Annotated in this window: 14 protein-coding genes; 7 read left to right on the forward strand and 7 right to left on the reverse strand. The window is 67.2% G+C overall.

The features are described 5' to 3' along the window. Positions 1–149: 149 nt before the first annotated feature. The 4 genes from ACT89H_RS10180 to ACT89H_RS10195 form a co-directional block, all read right to left on the reverse strand. Positions 150–668, reverse strand: a complete 519-nt coding sequence (locus ACT89H_RS10180; protein ID WP_445108314.1) for a hypothetical protein — start codon at positions 666–668, stop codon at positions 150–152. Positions 669–889: 221 nt separating this feature from the next. Then, on the reverse strand, positions 890–1846 hold the full coding sequence (locus ACT89H_RS10185) for a type II toxin-antitoxin system HipA family toxin (protein WP_445108315.1): 957 nt from the start codon (positions 1844–1846) through the stop codon (positions 890–892). Positions 1847–2008: 162 nt separating this feature from the next. After that, positions 2009–3727, reverse strand: a complete 1719-nt coding sequence (locus ACT89H_RS10190) for a nuclease-related domain-containing protein (protein WP_445108316.1) — start codon at positions 3725–3727, stop codon at positions 2009–2011. A 288-nt stretch (positions 3728–4015) separates the two neighbouring features. Further along, positions 4016–4657 carry a TetR/AcrR family transcriptional regulator gene (locus tag ACT89H_RS10195; protein ID WP_445108873.1) on the reverse strand — a complete coding sequence of 214 codons (642 nt, stop codon included), beginning with the start codon at positions 4655–4657 and terminating at the stop codon, positions 4016–4018. A gap of 62 nt (positions 4658–4719) precedes the next feature. Between ACT89H_RS10195 and ACT89H_RS10200 the strand changes: the two genes are divergently transcribed. From ACT89H_RS10200 to ACT89H_RS10220, 5 genes are all read left to right on the forward strand, one after another. Then, positions 4720–6249 carry a flavin-containing monooxygenase gene (locus ACT89H_RS10200; protein ID WP_445108317.1) on the forward strand — a complete coding sequence of 510 codons (1530 nt, stop codon included), beginning with the start codon at positions 4720–4722 and terminating at the stop codon, positions 6247–6249. Continuing rightward, complete coding sequence (locus tag ACT89H_RS10205) at positions 6246–7076, forward strand: SDR family NAD(P)-dependent oxidoreductase (protein WP_445108318.1); 831 nt, start codon at positions 6246–6248, stop codon at positions 7074–7076. Before ACT89H_RS10200 ends, ACT89H_RS10205 begins: the two co-directional genes overlap by 4 nt. A gap of 179 nt (positions 7077–7255) precedes the next feature. After that, the gene (locus tag ACT89H_RS10210) at positions 7256–9049 is read left to right on the forward strand and encodes an AMP-dependent synthetase/ligase (RefSeq protein ID WP_445108319.1); all 1794 of its coding nucleotides are present in this window, start codon (positions 7256–7258) and stop codon (positions 9047–9049) included. Between the two features lie 92 nt (positions 9050–9141). Continuing rightward, positions 9142–10800 carry a molybdopterin-dependent oxidoreductase gene (locus ACT89H_RS10215; protein ID WP_445108320.1) on the forward strand — a complete coding sequence of 553 codons (1659 nt, stop codon included), beginning with the start codon at positions 9142–9144 and terminating at the stop codon, positions 10798–10800. Positions 10801–10872: 72 nt separating this feature from the next. Continuing rightward, positions 10873–11310, forward strand: coding sequence for a Uma2 family endonuclease (locus ACT89H_RS10220; RefSeq protein WP_445108321.1), 438 nt, complete (start codon positions 10873–10875; stop codon positions 11308–11310). Between the two features lie 50 nt (positions 11311–11360). Here ACT89H_RS10220 and ACT89H_RS10225 read toward each other — a convergent pair whose 3' ends face one another. From ACT89H_RS10225 to ACT89H_RS10235, 3 genes are all read right to left on the reverse strand, one after another. Beyond that, the gene (locus tag ACT89H_RS10225; RefSeq protein ID WP_445108322.1) at positions 11361–12842 is read right to left on the reverse strand and encodes an MFS transporter; all 1482 of its coding nucleotides are present in this window, start codon (positions 12840–12842) and stop codon (positions 11361–11363) included. A gap of 7 nt (positions 12843–12849) precedes the next feature. Then, positions 12850–13536: a PadR family transcriptional regulator gene (locus tag ACT89H_RS10230; RefSeq protein ID WP_445108323.1), complete on the reverse strand. Its 687-nt coding sequence runs from the start codon at positions 13534–13536 to the stop codon at positions 12850–12852. Between the two features lie 264 nt (positions 13537–13800). Continuing rightward, on the reverse strand, positions 13801–14691 hold the full coding sequence (locus ACT89H_RS10235; protein WP_445108324.1) for a glycine betaine ABC transporter substrate-binding protein: 891 nt from the start codon (positions 14689–14691) through the stop codon (positions 13801–13803). 242 nt (positions 14692–14933) lie between these two features. Here ACT89H_RS10235 and ACT89H_RS10240 point away from each other — a divergent pair, with 242 nt between their 5' ends. Together ACT89H_RS10240 and ACT89H_RS10245 are read left to right on the forward strand one after the other, a co-directional pair. After that, positions 14934–15818, forward strand: a complete 885-nt coding sequence (locus ACT89H_RS10240; RefSeq protein WP_445108874.1) for an ABC transporter substrate-binding protein — start codon at positions 14934–14936, stop codon at positions 15816–15818. A 13-nt stretch (positions 15819–15831) separates the two neighbouring features. Further along, entirely contained in the window at positions 15832–16980 is a 1149-nt protein-coding gene (locus ACT89H_RS10245) for an ABC transporter ATP-binding protein (protein WP_445108325.1), read from the forward strand. Positions 16981–17006 lie beyond the last annotated feature (26 nt).

A 17006-nucleotide genomic window follows, 5' to 3' on the forward strand; every position in this document is an offset into this window, starting at 1 on the left:
GCTCCAGCGCTTCCGCGGTATGACTCCACCCTGCCGCCAGGTTCAACCGTATCGAGAAACGGTCATCCGGATCAGTTGCCCGCTGTCAGGGCACCCATGATCGCCCGATGCCGTTGTCGGTCGGCCGCCCGTCGCGTCCAGATAGGTGGCTACGGTGCGGGAATGAGGCCCGGTCCATGCGGGTCCGGCACAAGAACAGAATGAGGCGTGAGTTCGGGTAGACGCCCCAGACTCAGCAGGCTTTGGTCCAGTGACCATCTCACGGCCTGCACCGGCTTGCCGTTCGCGAGGAAGAGGTAGTAGCCCTCCGGTACGGCGTCGTCGGTATATTTTCGTGTGGGCCAGTTTTTCCAGCAAACCTGGTCTTTGGTTGTGTGGGCGGCATTGTGTAACTCTTCGGCGGTGGTCGGTGAGAACACGTCGATCATGCGGTCCCAGCCGTCGGTCCACCCGGCCGCGCGGGTGACGTCGCCGAGCGTAACCGGGTTCGGCGCTTTCCCCGCTTCGCTCAGCGCCTTATTGAAGCTGCTGTACGAGCCGAGTGGCTCCTCGCCGCTGCCGAAACTGAAGATATTTGTGTCGCAGGGTTCTTCCTGAGCAACTGTGGAGTAGCAGCCGCTCAGCATCGGCACTGTCAGGGCCGTGACGATGAGGTATCTGATTTTCATAATTTGTTTATCGCTTTCCTGGCAGCGGCACACCGACTCCGGACTGGGTCTTGGTCTGACCGGGTTGGACTTCGTTGCTCCAGCACGGCGATGTCGACCACCACAGCTACGCGGTTCGATGCCGAACTGGGTCGGAGGCCCGTCCAGCTCGCCACGGGTACTTCTGGTTCAGCGGCGGCTGAGCCGCACACGCGACCAGGCGCCCCACGCAAACGAACCGTTCACACCTTCACGATTTCGATCTCCGGACCGCACAGCAACGCCATATCCTCCGGGTCCGACGTAGCCACCGTTGCCAACCCCCGGACCGAACGGGCCGATGCCGCCAGAACGGCGTCGATCGCGTACTTGTGTCCACCATTACCGATCAAAACGAAAAATACGATCCTGCGGACGAATTCGCGCAATGCGGCGGAATCACGACCGCGATAGGCCAGCGACGCGACAGTTTCGAAGTTTCCCTCATACTTCTGCCCCGGATACACACCACGGACTTGAGCGAAGTCCTCGATATGGACAAGTCGCCGCTGCGCGCCACGATCGAAACGCTCGACAGCGTAAGCGAATTCCTCGTTTGCCGGCCACACGTTCGCGGGCACACCGATGACGTTGTCCCGATGAACAAGGGCGACCTGTGGCACATCGATTCCGACGGCTTTCGCGAACCTCATCATCGTGTACTCGTTGCGAGGGACATCCGGAAACTGCCGGTCGGGCAATTTGAGAATCCAATCGCCGCCCTCGCCGGTCGCGGTGCAGGTGAACTGCTTCCCGTCGCGCAGAGTCGAGAACTTCAGGCCGACACCCGCGAGCGAGAACTTCCATGGCGAATCGACGAACTCATCGGCCGACGACACGGACGCGGATTCGAGCACGCCGGCGACATCCGGCACCGAATCGAACTCAGCGGGCAGGACGCGGACCGCACCGGGCAGATCGTGACCGACCCTGGCGATCAGCTCCATCTCGCGTTCCGGTGCGACATCACGCTCCGCAGCGATCCACTCACGCATGGCACCCTCCGGCAGGAGATTGGAAAACCATTGCGGAAGTCGAACGTTCGCCGCGAACTTCGCTCTGGGCCGTTCCTCGAAACGCAGGCCGAGGACCGGCCGGTTCGGATCAGCGAGGTATTCGTCGATGAATTCGAACCACGTGTAGTTGTCGTGATGAAACAACCAGCCGACGCGCCGAGCGCTAGCTTTGCTAGCAAGATATGACAGCTACGCTAGCACCGGCCACGACGCCGCGCACAGGTGGCGGGCCACTCGACCGAGTCCACCGCGTTCGACGAGTGTAGGTTGCGGGTGAGGATACGGCCGAGTTCGGCGGCTACGTCGTCAGCACTTGGGCGTGAACGGGGTGCACAACGGCAACAGGTTCATGTGGGCTGGAGTTTCCCTGGCAGGCGGCGGTGGGGGAACCGCCTCGGTGGTGAGCACAGGAATTTGTGTGGGTTGCACAGCGCCGCCGGTGGGCGTCGAGCAGGAGGCGGCCAGCATCCAGATCGTGCCGATGACCAGCAGAATCAGCGCCACCGCGGCGATCTGTTGCGGGCGGTGGCCGCGTGGCTTCGCTTGGGGACGGCGCTCCGGGGCAGCGGTCGGCGTGGGTCGGCGCAGGGGCTGGGGTTCGGGAGTGGGTGTGGACCACGATGTGGGCCGGCTCGGCGCAGGAGCCTGCGCCGGGCGTGGGCGCGGCCGCCGGTCGGGGGTGGGCTCGATCCACGACGACCACCGGTCAGTGAACGACGATGGTCCGGGGCCAGAGCGCGAAGCCGGATCGTCATCCTCATCGGCGGCTGGGAACTCGGATTCGGCCTGTTCCGGCGGGGTGGATTCCGCTGCGGAGGGCGGTATCGACGCGGCGTGGCCCGTGGCGAGGCCCCGCGCGGGACTCGCCGCGAGGCGGCCTTCGAAGCGAGGCGGCTCGAGGTGAGCGTCTTCTGGCGCACCCGGCTCGAGCAGCCGCGCGCCCGTGGGGTACGACGCCGACCGGCGCTGTCCTTCGCGGGCATACGAATGGACTGTCGGGGCTGCCGACTCGGGCATCGGGACGGGCTCGGGCGCAAGGAATTCCGGCGCGAAAGGATCCGCCTCGATAGCCTGCGCCGACCCGGCAACAGGTGCCTGCTCCGAGGCGTCGGTCGGCTCCGGCTCAGGTAACCGACCCGCCTCCGGGACTTGCTGATCGTCTTCGTCTGGCTCGGCACCGATTTCGGAGTTCGGCGTCGAGCTGGATTCGGTGCGTCGCGCCGCATCCGGAACTGCGTCGGGCGGCTCGGGCACGGCATCAACCGGTGGCGCGGCCGAACCGGCCGACACCTCGTCGCTGTCCGAATCTTCGCTGGGGGTCCTGTCCTCGAGCTCAGGAACCTTTCGCGTGACGCTCTCCAGCGCCGCCTGCGTCCCCGCTCGCAACTTTTTCTCCGCCGGAAAGCCATCCGCCACCAGATCGTCGACAGTGACCTGATCGCCCAGGTTCAAGTCGGTGAGCAGGGCGTGGGTGCGTTCGGCGGTCCAGCTGAGCTTGCGGCTCGCGGTGCGATGGAACCAGGCGCGCAGATCGGCCTGCCCGGCTCCGAGCACCACCGCGCAACCGCGCCTGCGTGACTCGATGTTCAATGTGAGGTTCGAATCCTTGGGCGGCACCACGACGATCAGGCCGTCGACGAAGGCTTCGGCATTGTGCTTGCGCACCAAGGCCTTCAAGTTGAAAACGTTGTTCGTGACCTGATCGAACGGGCTGCTGTCGTGGTCGCGCACGTGGATCGGGTCGCCCGCGTAGCCGGACAGCCGCCAGCGGCCGTTGGCCTGCACCGACAGGACACCGCTCGTCGCCTCCGGAACGGTGCCCTTGACCTCGACGACGACCGCTGCCCTGGGGGTGATCACCACCAGATCGGCTTCTTGCGTTTCGTCGTTGCGCTCGCGGTCGGGTAGATAACATCCCGAGATCGCCAGTCCCACAATGACGTACTGGCCGGTCCAGGTCCGCATCCAGCCGAGCACGCGCTGCTCCGACCGCGGCGCCGTCGTTCGCTCATTGATGACCAACATCGGCGGGCCTCCATCGCCGTCCCACACCAGTGACCACACAACGGTATGCGCCGGGAATTCCGGCACAAAATCGAAAGGCAATGGAGGAGCACGGTATTGGCAGCGCAAGGGCGTCGACGTGCGGCGTGTGGGCAGCGTCATAGTCGCGGTGCGCGGGTCGGCGGTATGGCGGGGCGGGCACCCGGACTCTTGCGTGAGTCGCAAACGACCCCGAGCAGCCTTCCGATCAGCGCACTGTGGACCACACCGTCACCCTGACGAATCCGACCGATGCAAGCCGGAACTTCCTCAGCTCCGTAGCGCGGATGCCAAAGCCGGGTCGACCGAGAACGCTATGGCGATCAGCGATTCGACGAGCAGGTCGATCAACTCCGCACGCGAGATGGGCTCGGAACGCAGCCAGGTGAGCGTGGACTCCTCGACGAACGCGATCCAGCCGCGCATCGCGAGCATGAGGCGCGGGTGGTCGGCTTCGGCGACCGGAACCGGCGCTTCCGCGAGGATGATCCCGATGATCGCGTCGCGGGTCTGGTCGACCAGCGGGGCCAGCTCGGGACTGACGCCGGCGGAGCCGCGCAGGAGAGCCAGATAGGAGGTCCGATTCTCGGTGACGTACTCGATGTAGCGCTCGATCGAGTCACGCAGCATCTCGAACAGGCCCAGCGAGCGATCCGGGAAGACGCGCTCGAGCAGCTGGGCGTGGGCATGCTGCACGAGCGCGAGCTGGAAGTCCTGCTTGGTCGGGAAGTAGTGGAACAGCAGGCCGCGGGAGATGCCCGCCTCGGCGGCGATCTCGCTGACGGAGATGTCTTCGATGGAACGCTCGCCGAGCATCTTCGTGCCCAGGGTGATCAGCTGCTCGCGGCGCTCATCGGGACTCAGCCGCGTGCGCTTGGGGGCGTCTGCCTGGGTTCTGGTCACGCACCCCATCCTACTGAACACTGGTCAATACCCTGTTGACTCACGCTCAATAGAATCGTAGGCTCAAATATATGAGTCGCAAGGTTACAGACAAAGCCGTCGCGGGTCGACCTGCGCGCCACGCCAGGACGATCATCATCGGCAGCGGGTTCGCGGGTCTGGGCCTGGCCATCCGGCTGACCCAGCAGGGTCGCGACGACTTCCTCGTGCTGGAACGCGGCAGCGACGTCGGCGGCACCTGGCGCGACAACACTTACCCCGGCGCGGCCTGCGACGTGCCTTCGCACCTGTACTCGTACTCGTTCGCACTGAACCCCGAGTGGTCGCGCTCGTTCTCCCGGCAGGACGAGATCCAGCAGTACATCCAGGACGTGTCGAAGCGCTACGGCGTGCGTGACAAGCACATCTTCGACTGCGACGTGACCAGCGCCCGCTGGAACGACGAGACCGCGCTGTGGGAGATCGAGTCGACCACGGGCAGCTTCACCGCGAACACGGTGATCTCCGCGGTCGGCGCGCTGTGCGAGCCCGCCCTGCCCGACATCAAAGGCATCGGCGAGTTCGAAGGCGAGGTCTTCCACTCCGCCCGCTGGAACCACGACGCCGACCTCACCGGCAAGCGGGTCGCCGTCATCGGCACCGGCGCCTCGGCCATCCAGATCGTTCCCGCCATCGCCGGGAAGGTCGGCCACCTGGACGTCTACCAGCGCACCGCGCCATGGCTGCTGCCGCGCCTGGACCGCCCCTACACGACGGCCGAGCGACTGGCCTTCAAACATGTGCCGGGTCTACAGCGACTGTCCCGCGCCGCCATCTACGCCGCCCGCGAGACCCAGGTCGTCGGCCTGGCCAAGCTTCCCGCCCTGATGCGGTTGTTCGAGGCGATCGCGAAGGCGAAACTGCACTCCGAGATCCGCGACCCCGAACTGCGCGCGAAGGTGACTCCGAATTTCCGGATCGGCTGCAAGCGCATGCTGATCTCCAACGACTACTACCCCGCGCTGTCGCGCCCCAACGTCGACGTGGTCACCGACGGCATCGCCCAGGTGCGCGCGAACTCGATCGTCACTCAGGACGGCACCGAGCGCCGGATCGACGCGCTGATCGTGGCGACCGGCTTCCACGTCACCGACTCACCCACCTACAACACCGTCACCGGCCGCGACGGCCGCACCCTGGCGGAAGTGTTCGACGCGATCGGCCAGCAGGGCTACAAGGGCTCGGCGATCGCGAATTTCCCGAATATGTTCTTCCTGCTCGGCCCGAACGTCGGCCTCGGGCACACGTCGATGGTGTACATGATCGAGTCGCAGATCAATTACATCGCCGACGCACTGGCTACCATCGACCGCCTCGACCTGCGTACCGTGGAAGTACGCCGCGACGCGCAGGATGCCTACAACGCCGAGCTACAGGCGAAGCTCGCGCGCAGCGTCTGGCTGACCGGCGGGTGCTCGAGCTGGTACCTGGACAAGCACGGCAACAACACCACACTGTGGCCGGACTTCAGTTTCGAATTCCGTAGGCGGACCAAGACATTCGACGTGGCGGCGTACGACATCTCCATTTCCGGAGCCGACTTGAAAGCAGTGGCATCGTGAGCAGTGACGCTTACTTCGAGAACAAGGTATGTGTGATCACCGGAGCGGGCTCCGGGATCGGCCGGGCACTGGCGGTGAATCTGGCCCGGCGCGGCGCCAAACTGGCCCTGTCGGACATCGATGTCGACGGCCTCGCGCAGACCGTGCGGCGCTGTGAGCAGCTCGGCGCGGAGGTCAAATCCGACCGCCTGAACGTGGTCGAGCGCGACGCGGTGATCCGCTACGCCGACGCGGTGAAAGCGCACTTCGGCACGGTGCACCAGGTGTACAACAACGCGGGCATCGCCCACCACGGCGAGGTCGTCCGCTCGGAGTTCAAGGACTTCGAGCGCGTGATGGACGTCGATTTCTGGGGCGTCGTCAACGGCACCAAGGCGTTCCTGCCGATGGTCATCGAGTCCGGCGACGGCCATATCGTGAACGTGTCCAGCCTTTTCGGCCTGATCGCGATCCCCGGGCAGAGCGCCTACAACGCCGCGAAGTTCGCGGTGCGCGGCTTCACCGAGTCGCTGCGCCAGGAGATGCTGATCGCGCGGCACCCGGTCAAGGTCACCTGCGTGCATCCGGGCGGCATCAAGACCGCCGTCGCCCGCAATGCCACCTACGCCGAGGGCATCGACGCCGAGTCGGCCGCGGCGATGTTCGACCGGAAGCTGGCCATCCACACCGCGGATATGGCGGCGCGGACCATCGTCGACGGCGTGCGCAAGGGGCACGGCCGCGTGCTGATCGGCTGGGAGACCAAGCTGCTGGATCTGTTCGTCCGGGTCACCGCGTCGGGCTACCAGCGGATCGCGGCCAACGTCGAACGCCGCTTCCTGCCCTGACCCGATCGCCGAGTTCCTGCGCGAAGGCGTTCAACCAGCGGACCCGCGCGAACTAGGATGATATTGGAGCGGGTCCGAGCCTGCGGTGATGTACGGAGGCGGTCGGCGGTGGTCCGCCTCACGTCCCTGGCCCAGGTGTCGTAGATTACTGGCGAGTAAACCCACGTGGAAGGGCACTGATGCGAGAGTTCGAAGTCCCGGCTTCCTACACCATTCCGGATGACGCGAACAATTCCGACAACGTCTTCCGCCACGCCGAGCAGTCGCCGGACGCGGTGTTGTTCAACGTGCCGAACGGCAGTGGCGGCTGGCGGGATATCACCGCCGCCGAGTTCGCGAAAACCGTTACCGGGGTGGCGAAAGGCCTGATCGCTTCGGGTATCGGGCTCGGCGATCGGGTCGCCATCATGGCCCCTACCCGCTACGAGTGGGCCGTCCTCGATTTCGCCATCTGGGCCGTGGGCGGCTGCACGGTCGCGATCTACGACAGCTCCGCCGCCGAGCAGGCCAAGTGGATCCTGCAGGACTCGGCCACCACACTGCTGATCGTGGACAGCGACAAGCACCGCAAGGTGATCGACGAGATCGAAGCCGGGTCGCTGCCGGACCTGCGGGAGACCCTGCAATTCGACCAGGACGCGATGGGCGAACTGCTCAGCCGCGGCGCTGACCTGGACGACCAGGCTGTGCACGAACGCCGCGCGCAGGTCGGTGCGCAGTCGCCCGCCACCCTGATCTACACCTCCGGCACCACGGGCCGCCCGAAGGGCGTCATGCTCACTCACGCGAACCTGTACGCGGAATCGAAGTCCGATCGGATCGCGCTGCGCGAGTACGTCACCGAGGGCAAGAAGACCCTCATGTTCCTGCCGCTGGCGCACGTCTTCGCGCGTGGCGTCGCACTGGCCGCGTTCGACGCGAAGGTGACCGTCGCGCACACCGCCGACTGGTCCACCTTGGTCGATCAGTTCGGCAGCTACCGGCCGCATTTCATCCTCTCGGTGCCCCGGGTGTTCGAGAAGGTGTTCAACAGCGCCAAGCAGAAGGCGCACGACGGCGGCAAGGGAAAGATCTTCGACGCCGCCGCCGCAACCGCGATCGCCTGGAGCGAGTCGCTCGACAACGGCAGGCCGGGCGTGGTGCTCCGGCTGAAGCACGCGTTGTTCGACAAGCTGGTGTACGCGAAGCTGCGCGCCGCGCTCGGCGGCCAGTGCGAGGCCGCCGTCTCCGGTGGCGGTCCGCTCGGCGCGCGGCTGGGGCACTTCTTCCGCGGTGCCGGCGTGACCATCTACGAGGGCTACGGCCTCACCGAGACCACCGCGGCCATCGCCGTCAACACCCCGGAGCACATCCGGGTCGGCTCGGTCGGGCGGCCGATCGAAGGTCACGCGGCCAAGATCGCCGAGGACGGCGAGCTGCTGCTGCGCGGCTCGGTCGTGTTCGACGGCTACTGGGGTAACGCGGAGGCCACCGAGGACGCGTTCGAGGACGGCTGGTTCAAGACCGGTGACCTCGGCGCCATCGACGGCGACGGCTTCATCACCATCACCGGCCGCAAGAAGGAGATCATCGTCACCGCCGGTGGTAAGAACGTCTCGCCCGCGCTGCTGGAGGACTCGCTGCGGGCGCACCCACTGATCAGCCAGGTGATGGTGGTCGGCGACGGTCAGCCGTTCATCGGGGCGCTGATCACGCTGGACCCGGAGTCGCTGCCCGGCTGGAAGGAACGCAACAGCCTGCCCGCCGACACCCCGATCGAGAAGCTGATCGAGCACCCCGCCCTGCTCGCCGAGGTGAACGCGGCGGTGGCCGAGACCAACAAAAAGGTCTCGCACGCCGAGCAGATCAAGAAGATTCGTCTGCTGACCATCGACTGGACCCAGGAGACCGGCGAACTCACCCCGAAGATGTCGCTCAAGCGCGCGGTCGTGATGAAGCAGCACGCCGACGACGTGGCGAGCATCTACAACTGAGCCGATCGCCGAGCGGCGCCGGCCGTTCGCGGGCAGCGCCTTTCGCAGATCGCGGCTGCGCGGCGACGAACTGCGGCAGTACTCTCGATGCCATGGCCGATCTGCGACTGCGTGTGGTGGCCGGGATCGTCTCGGCGGGTCTCACGCTGGGCGTCGCCGAATTGCTCGCGGCTTTCCTCGGGCCCGACAGCGCGCCGCTGCACCTGCTCGGTTCAGCTGTGGTCGACCAGACGCCCGACGGGGTGCGGGAATGGGCCATCACCACTTTCGGCACCGACGACAAGACCGCGCTGTATGTGATCATGGGCGTGATCGCCCTGCTGGTCGCCGCAGCGGCCGGAGCGATCGAGCGGACCACCCGCGCCGCCGGATCATGGTTGTTCGTCGTGTTCGGGGTGATCACGGCATGGGTCGCGGTGGCGGGTACCGGTCTGTCCGCCGCGCTGCCGACCGTCGTCGGCGTCGCCGTCGGCATCTACTCGCTGCGGGCGCTGACCCGTCGCATCGACGCGGCAGCCGAAAACGCGGGTCCGGACGTACCGGCAAACGCGGCGAGTACGGAATTGCCTGCCCCGCGAGACCCGGAAACACCCACGGAGGCAGGCACATTCGCGCGGGCCGACAGCGCCGCCGCGCAGCCTGCCTCGAGCCCCACCGAGTCCTCCGCCGACCGATCCCGCTCCCCGGCGCGCAGGCAGGTTGTGCAGGGACTGCTGGCGGCCGGCGGATTGGCCGTGGTCACCGGAGTCGGCGGACGCGTGCTGGGCGCGCGCCGCAGCGATGTATCCGGTGAGCGAGCCGCGGTGCAGCTGCCGGAACCGTCCGCCCCTGCCGAACCGGTCGTGCCGGGCGTGGATCTGCGCGTCCCCGGGCTGACGCCGTACCTCACCGCGAACAACGACTTCTACCGGATCGACACCGCGCTGATCGTGCCGCAAGTGTCCAAGGACGGATGGTCGCTGCGCATCCACGGCATGGTCGACCGCGAGATCCGGCTCGATTGGGCGGATCTGGCGCTTCGTCCGGTGGAGGAACACCTGGTCACGCTGGCCTGCGTGTCGAATCCGGTGGGCGGCGACCTGATCGGCAACGCGCGCTGGCTCGGATACCGAGTGGATCAGCTGCTGGCCGAGGCCCGACCGCACCCCGACGCCGACATGGTCCTCTCGCACAGCGCCGACGGCTGGACCGCGGGCACGCCGCTGGCGGTGCTCACCGACGGCCGCGACGCGCTGCTGGCGGTCGGCATGAACGGCGAACCCCTTCCGGTGCAGCACGGCTACCCGGCCCGGCTGGTCGTTCCCGGTCTCTACGGCTACGTTTCGGCCACCAAATGGGTGACCGAACTGGAAGTCACCCGCTTCGACCGCGCCACCGCGTACTGGACCCGGCGCGGCTGGTCGGCACGCGGACCGATCAAGACCGGCACCCGCATCGACACTCCGCGCGCCCGCGGCCGCCTCCAGCCGGGTCGCGTCCCGATCGCCGGAGTCGCGTGGGCACAGCATCGCGGCATCCGCGCGGTGGAAGTACAAATCGACAACGGCCCATGGCAACAGGCCCGCCTCTCCGAAGAACAGTCCATCGATACCTGGCGCCAGTGGGTCTTCGACTGGGACGCCACCTCCGGCCCGCACACCCTCCGCGCCCGCGCCACCGACGGTGCCGGCGAAACCCAAACCGCCGAACGCCGCGACGTCATCCCCGACGGCGCGACCGGTTACCCCTCCGTCACGGTCAGCGTAGTTTGACTGGGCAACAGGATAGGATCGGCCAGTCCGGTAGTCGTCGGCCGAGGTGGGGGCCATGTCCGAGATTTTGGATTGGGCGCGAGAAGAGAACTTGCAGCCGGCGCCGATCACGCTGGAAATCTGGAAAAAGCTTCCCGAGAAATTCTGCCGCTTGGTGGAGGTGGTGAACGGAGAAGCCGTCCGGGCGGAGTCGCCGACCAGGCCGCATCAGAAGTCTGCTCGGAGGATAGCGGACTTTATCGACTGGTGGTCGAAGTCGTCTCACCGGGGACCGAGCGTGTCGACACGGCCGACAAGCTCGCCGAGTACGCGCTGGCCGGGATCCCGTGGTACTGGATCGCCTGGGTGTCGAACAACAGCGTCGAATCGATCGAGGTCTACGTACTCGACCATGTGCTGGGCCAGTATCGGCCGCATCTGAAGCTGGAGCCGACTGATTCAGAGACCGTCATCGATGTGCCGATCGAGATCAGAATCGACTGGACCCGGTTGGGCGTGCTGGCACGCTGACGAGCATGCCCCGCAGAAGAACGTCTTCTGCGGGGCATGGATGCCGGAAGTCAGCTCGCTACGGAGTCGGCCTCGACCGGTTCCTTCTCGAGCCGCGGCGAGGTGGACTCGCCGTGGCGGATGAACAGGACCGAGGCGGCGACGCCGATGAGCAGGACGGCCGCGGGTAGCAGCACGGACTGGCTCAGCGCGGTACTGAAGGAATCCTTGACGAACTCCGGGAGCGGGCCCTGGCCCGCGCCGCCTTCGGCGACCGGGCCGCCACCGAGGCCGTTGGCCGTGAGCCGGGCCGCCACCAGGGCACTGATCGCCGCGCTGCCGAGCACCGAGCCCACCTGGCGGGTGGTGTTGTAGACACCGGCGCCCGCACCGGCCTGCTGGATCGGCAGGTTGTGGGTGGCGGTGGAGGACAGCGGCGGCCAGATACAGGCGTTGGCGAAGCCGGCCAGCGCCGCGGCCACCAGGAACCAGACCAGTGACGAGTCCGGCTTCATCAGCATCGAGAAGCAGAACACCGACAGGGCGAACAAGCCGAAGCCGACAGTGGGCACGATCCGCGGGTGCAGCTTGTCGGCGAGCTTGCCGACCAGCGGGGCCGAGAAACCGGTCACGATCGCCATGGGCGCGAAGATCAGCGCGGACTTGGTCGGCGACAGCTCCCGCACGGCCTGCAGGTAGAAGTACGTCGGCACCATCAGGGAGGTCACCGCCGCGCCCATCGCGGCGATCGCCGCATTGGCCAGCGCGAAGTTGCGATCGCGGAACAGGCTCAGCGGCAGCAACGGCTCCCGCGTGTTCCTGGCCTGGTTGACCAGGAACACCGCCAGCACCACCAGGCCCGCGATGATCAGCAGCCAGATGCGCGACGACCAGTCGTAGGTGTTGCCCTCCTGGATGCCGAACACCAGCAGGAACATGCCGACACCGCTGAGCAGCACGCCGGGGATGTCGAACTTGTGCTGGTGCGTCGGCAGGGCGGGCACCAGCCAGACCGCCAGCGCGAAGGCGACGACGCCGACCGGGACGTTCACGATGAAGATCCACTCCCAGCCGAGACCGTCCACCAGCACACCGCCGAGGATGGGGCCCACCAGGGTCGCCAATCCCGCGACACCGCCCCACAGACCCATCGCGGCGCCGCGCCGGTCCGGCGGGAAGGTCCTGGTGATCACGGCCATGGTCTGCGGCGTCATCAGCGCGGCGCCGATGCCCTGCGCGGCGCGGGCCGCGATCAGCATGCCGATGGTGCCGGACAGACCGCACCACAGCGACGCCGCGGTGAACACGGCCAGGCCGATCAGATAGATGTTCTTGGGGCCGAATCGATCCCCCAGCCGCCCGGTGACCAGCAGCGGCACCGCGTAGGTGAGCAGGTAGGCGCTGGTCACCCAGATGACCTGGGAGATGTCGGCGTGGAGGTTGGTCATGATCGCGGGATTGGCGACCGCGACGATCGTCATGTCCAGCAGGATCATGAAGAAGCCGACGACCAGCGCGAGCAGCGCCGGCCACGGATTGCGTTGTGTGGACATCTGTTTCCTAACTCGGACTATTCGACAATCTCGGAGTAGGGTTCGCCGCGGCGCGAGACGGCACCGGCAGCGACACCGCGGAGTCGGCGGCGGAGCGTTTGCCGGTCGCGGGGTCGACGTCGCCCCACTCGAGTGCGCCGCCGGCCAATTCGGCGGTGAATTCCTTGACCCAGGTGAGTTCGGCGGTGAGGATCGCCCGCAGATACGGCAGGGAGATCCAGTAGCGCCGGGGGACGACATGCTCCTCGGCCCAGGCGCTCAGCATGTCGGTATCGGCCAGTTCGGTTTCCAGTACGCCGATTCGTTCGCGCAGCAGCGTGAGCACCTCGGCTTTGGGCAGATTGTGCAACTCCCCCAGCGCCACCGGGAAGATCGGATACTCCGGGACGGGCCGCCGCACGATCTCGGCGATCCGGTTGCGCAACGCCTCCCTGCCACGCCCGGTGATCCGGTAGGTGGTGCGTTCGGGCCGGTTGCCCGCCCGGTCGACGCCCTCGGCGCGGACCAATTCCTGGTCGGCCAGGCGGGACACGGTGTGGTACAGCGAGCCGGGCCGTACCTTGACCAGCTTGTCCTCCCGCCGCGCGATCAGTAACTGGAACATCTCGTACGGATGCATGGGCCGTTCCTCCAGCAGCGCGAGCACGGCGATGGCCAACGGCGTCACCGATGGATGCGCCTGCCCTTGCCCCATGCCTGTTCACCTCCGTCACTCGATCGCCTCGGCCGTCGGCCGCCGACGCTGTGAGCCTGCCGCCGAACGGCACGCTATCGCCCGGTTCTGACATGCTCCACACTAAATATTCCACGTGGAATATACGAGGTGGAACAGCCGGCGGACAAGACGGCGCAGCTCGTGATGGAACCCACAATTCGCGGCCTCGTCTATCGCGCTGCCCCCGTACACGAAGAGAGGCCATCGAGATGTGCGTTCTCGATGACCTCTCGGCTTCGGCTCCTACAACGAGTGCTTGTCCAGCCACGCCCGCGCGACCTCGCGGGGAGCGGCGCCCTCGTCCCGGACATCGCGGATCATGACCGCCAACTCGTCCGCCGTCAGCTCGCCCGCGACGTAGTTGAGCTTCGTGATCTGCCGCTGGTCGAGCAGTCCTTTGCGGAACAGCGGCAGCACGTTCTCCGCTCGCACGGCGTACTCGTCATCGGACAGCACGGCCAATCCGTCGGTCGCGCCGGGCGCGAGCTCGGGCGGACCGCCGAGCAGACCGGCCTGAACCCGGCCTTCCAGCAAGGCATTCCGCAGCGCGGCCGGATCCGGGAAGGCGACGGCAGCCGCGAACTCGCACCCGGCGACGCGATCGGTTCCACCCGGCGGCAGCAGGCCGGGCATAGCTGCCACGCCGACGGTCAGCCCAGCGCAGCGGGGCGCGAGATCACGGACCGAACGCACCCTGTCCCGCTCCGCCGCCTGCGCGGTGACCAACACCCGCGGTCGCAGGTCGGCGCCGTCAGCGAAGTCCGAGACGACCAGACCTTCGGGCAGCCCAGCACTCACCGCGTCCGCCACCTGTTTCGGCAACCGTGCCGTCGCGTGTTCATCGACATATCCGAGCAACGCGCCGGTGTGCTCGCCGACCACCTGGACCCGGTCGGCATCGAGCGCGGTGAGGTAGTCCGCGCGGCTGCCCAGCCTCGGGTCCACCGCGGTCCGCAGGCCGGTGCGCGCCAGCGCCCCCGCATAGATTTCGGCGAGCACCGAGGACTCGATCGAGTCACCGGCGCCGACCGTGATCGACCGCTGCGGCTCGTCGTTCCCGCAGGATACGACGAGCGCGATCGAAGCGACGACCAGCACCCGAGCCAGCACCCGCTGTGACGCGGCCAACACCATCCGGCGACACCAACTCTCCGACGACTCGACACGGCCAACAGAAAAACCCGGAAGCGGGCAGTATGGACACCCAGAATGTACCGGCGGCCGCGTGGTACCGAGACCGCGCCCGCCGTCATGTCGGAAGGACTCTCGTGAAATCCACCCGCATCCCCGGTGCCGCCACGCACCGGCACCCCGCTGCGCGCCTCGCACTGCGCGCGGCCCGTGTCCTCGCCGCCGCGACGGCCCTCGCCGTCGCGATGGCCCTGTCGGCCTGTGGCAATTCCGATCCACTCGCCACCGGCGGCAGCTGCTCGGGAGACGGCATGATCGTCGGCTCGGCGAACTTCCCCGAGTCCGAGACCATCGCCGAGGTGTACGCGGAAGTGCTGCGCGTCAACGGCTTCAGCGTCGACACCAAGCTGAATATCGGCAGCAGGGAAGCCTATCTTCCCGCGTTACGGCAGTGCGCCATCTCGGTGGTCCCCGAATACACCGGCAATCTGCTGCAGTACCTGGACAAGAACGCCACCGCCACCAGCGCGGCCGAGGTGAACAGCGCGCTCGGCACAGCGCTCAGTTCCGATCTCGCGATCGGCACGCCCGCGCCCGGGGAGGACTCGGACGCCGTCGTCGTCACCCGCGCCACCGCCCAGCGCTGGAACCTGAGCACCATCGCGGACCTGGCCGCGCACTCGCCCGAGGTGAAATTCGGTGCGCCCGCCGAATTCCAGGAGCGGGCGGGTGGACTGCCCGGCTTGAAGAAGAACTACAACCTCGATATCGCGGCGAGCAATTTCGTGCCGATCGCCGACGGCGGCGGTCCCGCCACGGTGCGGGCGCTGGTCGAGGGCCAGGTGACCGCGGCGGATATCTTCACCACCTCGCCCGCCATCCCGCAGAACGACCTCGTGGTGCTGGGCGACCCGAAACACAACTTCCCCGCACAGAACGTGGTGCCGCTGCTCAACGCGAGCAAGAAGTCGGACAAGGCGCTCGCGGCGCTGAACGCGGTGTCGGCGCGACTGACCACCGCCGAGCTGATCACACTCAACGAGGCGGTCTCCGGCACCGGCAAGACCGAGCCCAAGGCCGCCGCCGCGGCGTGGGTGGCCGCCAAGGGGCTGAACAAGCCGGTCGGCTAGGGAGGAAGATTCGGTGTCCGATATCGAATTCTCCGGTATCAGCAAGACCTATCCGGACGGCACGCACGCCGTCACCGACCTGGATCTGCGCATCGAGTCCGGATCGTTCACCGTGTTCGTCGGGCCTTCCGGCTGCGGTAAGACGACCTCGATGCGGATGATCAACCGCATGATCGTGCCCAGTTCGGGGACGATCATGATTGCCGGACAGGATGTCTCGACCGTCGATCCGGTCCGGCTGCGCCTCGGGATCGGGTACGTCATCCAGAGTGGCGGCCTGCTGCCGCATCGGACGGTGGTCGACAATGTCGCGACCGTACCGGTATTACGCGGCGACTCCCGCCGCGCCGCCCGCGCCGCGGCGCTCGAGGTGCTCGACCGGGTCGGCCTGGACCGCTCGCTGGCCCAGCGGTACCCGGCGCAGCTGTCGGGTGGCCAGCAGCAGCGCGTCGGCGTGGCCCGCGCGCTGGCCGCGGACCCGCCGGTGCTGCTGATGGACGAGCCGTTCAGTGCCGTCGACCCCGTGGTGCGCGCCGAATTGCAGGTCGAAATGCAAAGGTTGCAGGCCGAATTGCACAAGACCATCGTGTTCGTCACCCACGACATCGATGAGGCGATCACGCTCGGCGATCGCGTGGCGGTGTTCGGGCGCGGCGGGGTGCTTCAGCAGTACGACGCGCCGCAACGCGTGCTCGCTCAGCCCGCCACCGATTTCGTCGCCGACTTCGTCGGCCGGGACCGCGGTTACCGCGGGTTGTCCTTCCGGTCCGCGAACGATGTTCCGCTGCATGAGATCCGGACGGCCGTCCCGGGCGAAGTGCGCGAGCTACGGCTGGACGCGGGCGAGTGGGCGCTGGTGGTGGACGCCGACGGCAAGCCGGTGGGCTGGGTGGACGCCACCGGCGTCGAGGGTATCCGCGCGGGCCGCGCACCGGCCGACAGCATGTCGGCGGGCGGTTCCCTGTTCACCCCGTCCGGGGACCTGCGCCAAGCGCTGGACGCCGCGATCTCCTCGCCGTCCGGAATCGGTGTCGCCGTCGATGCCACCGGCGCGGTGCGCGGCGGCGTGCTGGCCACCGACGTGCTGGAGCAGTTGGCCGGGCAGCGCGCCCACGAAGACGCCGAACGCAACCGGCACTTCTTCGAAGAACGAGTGCTGTGAACGGCCGCGAGCGAGCCGGAGTCGTA

The organism is Nocardia aegles (assembly GCF_052545135.1).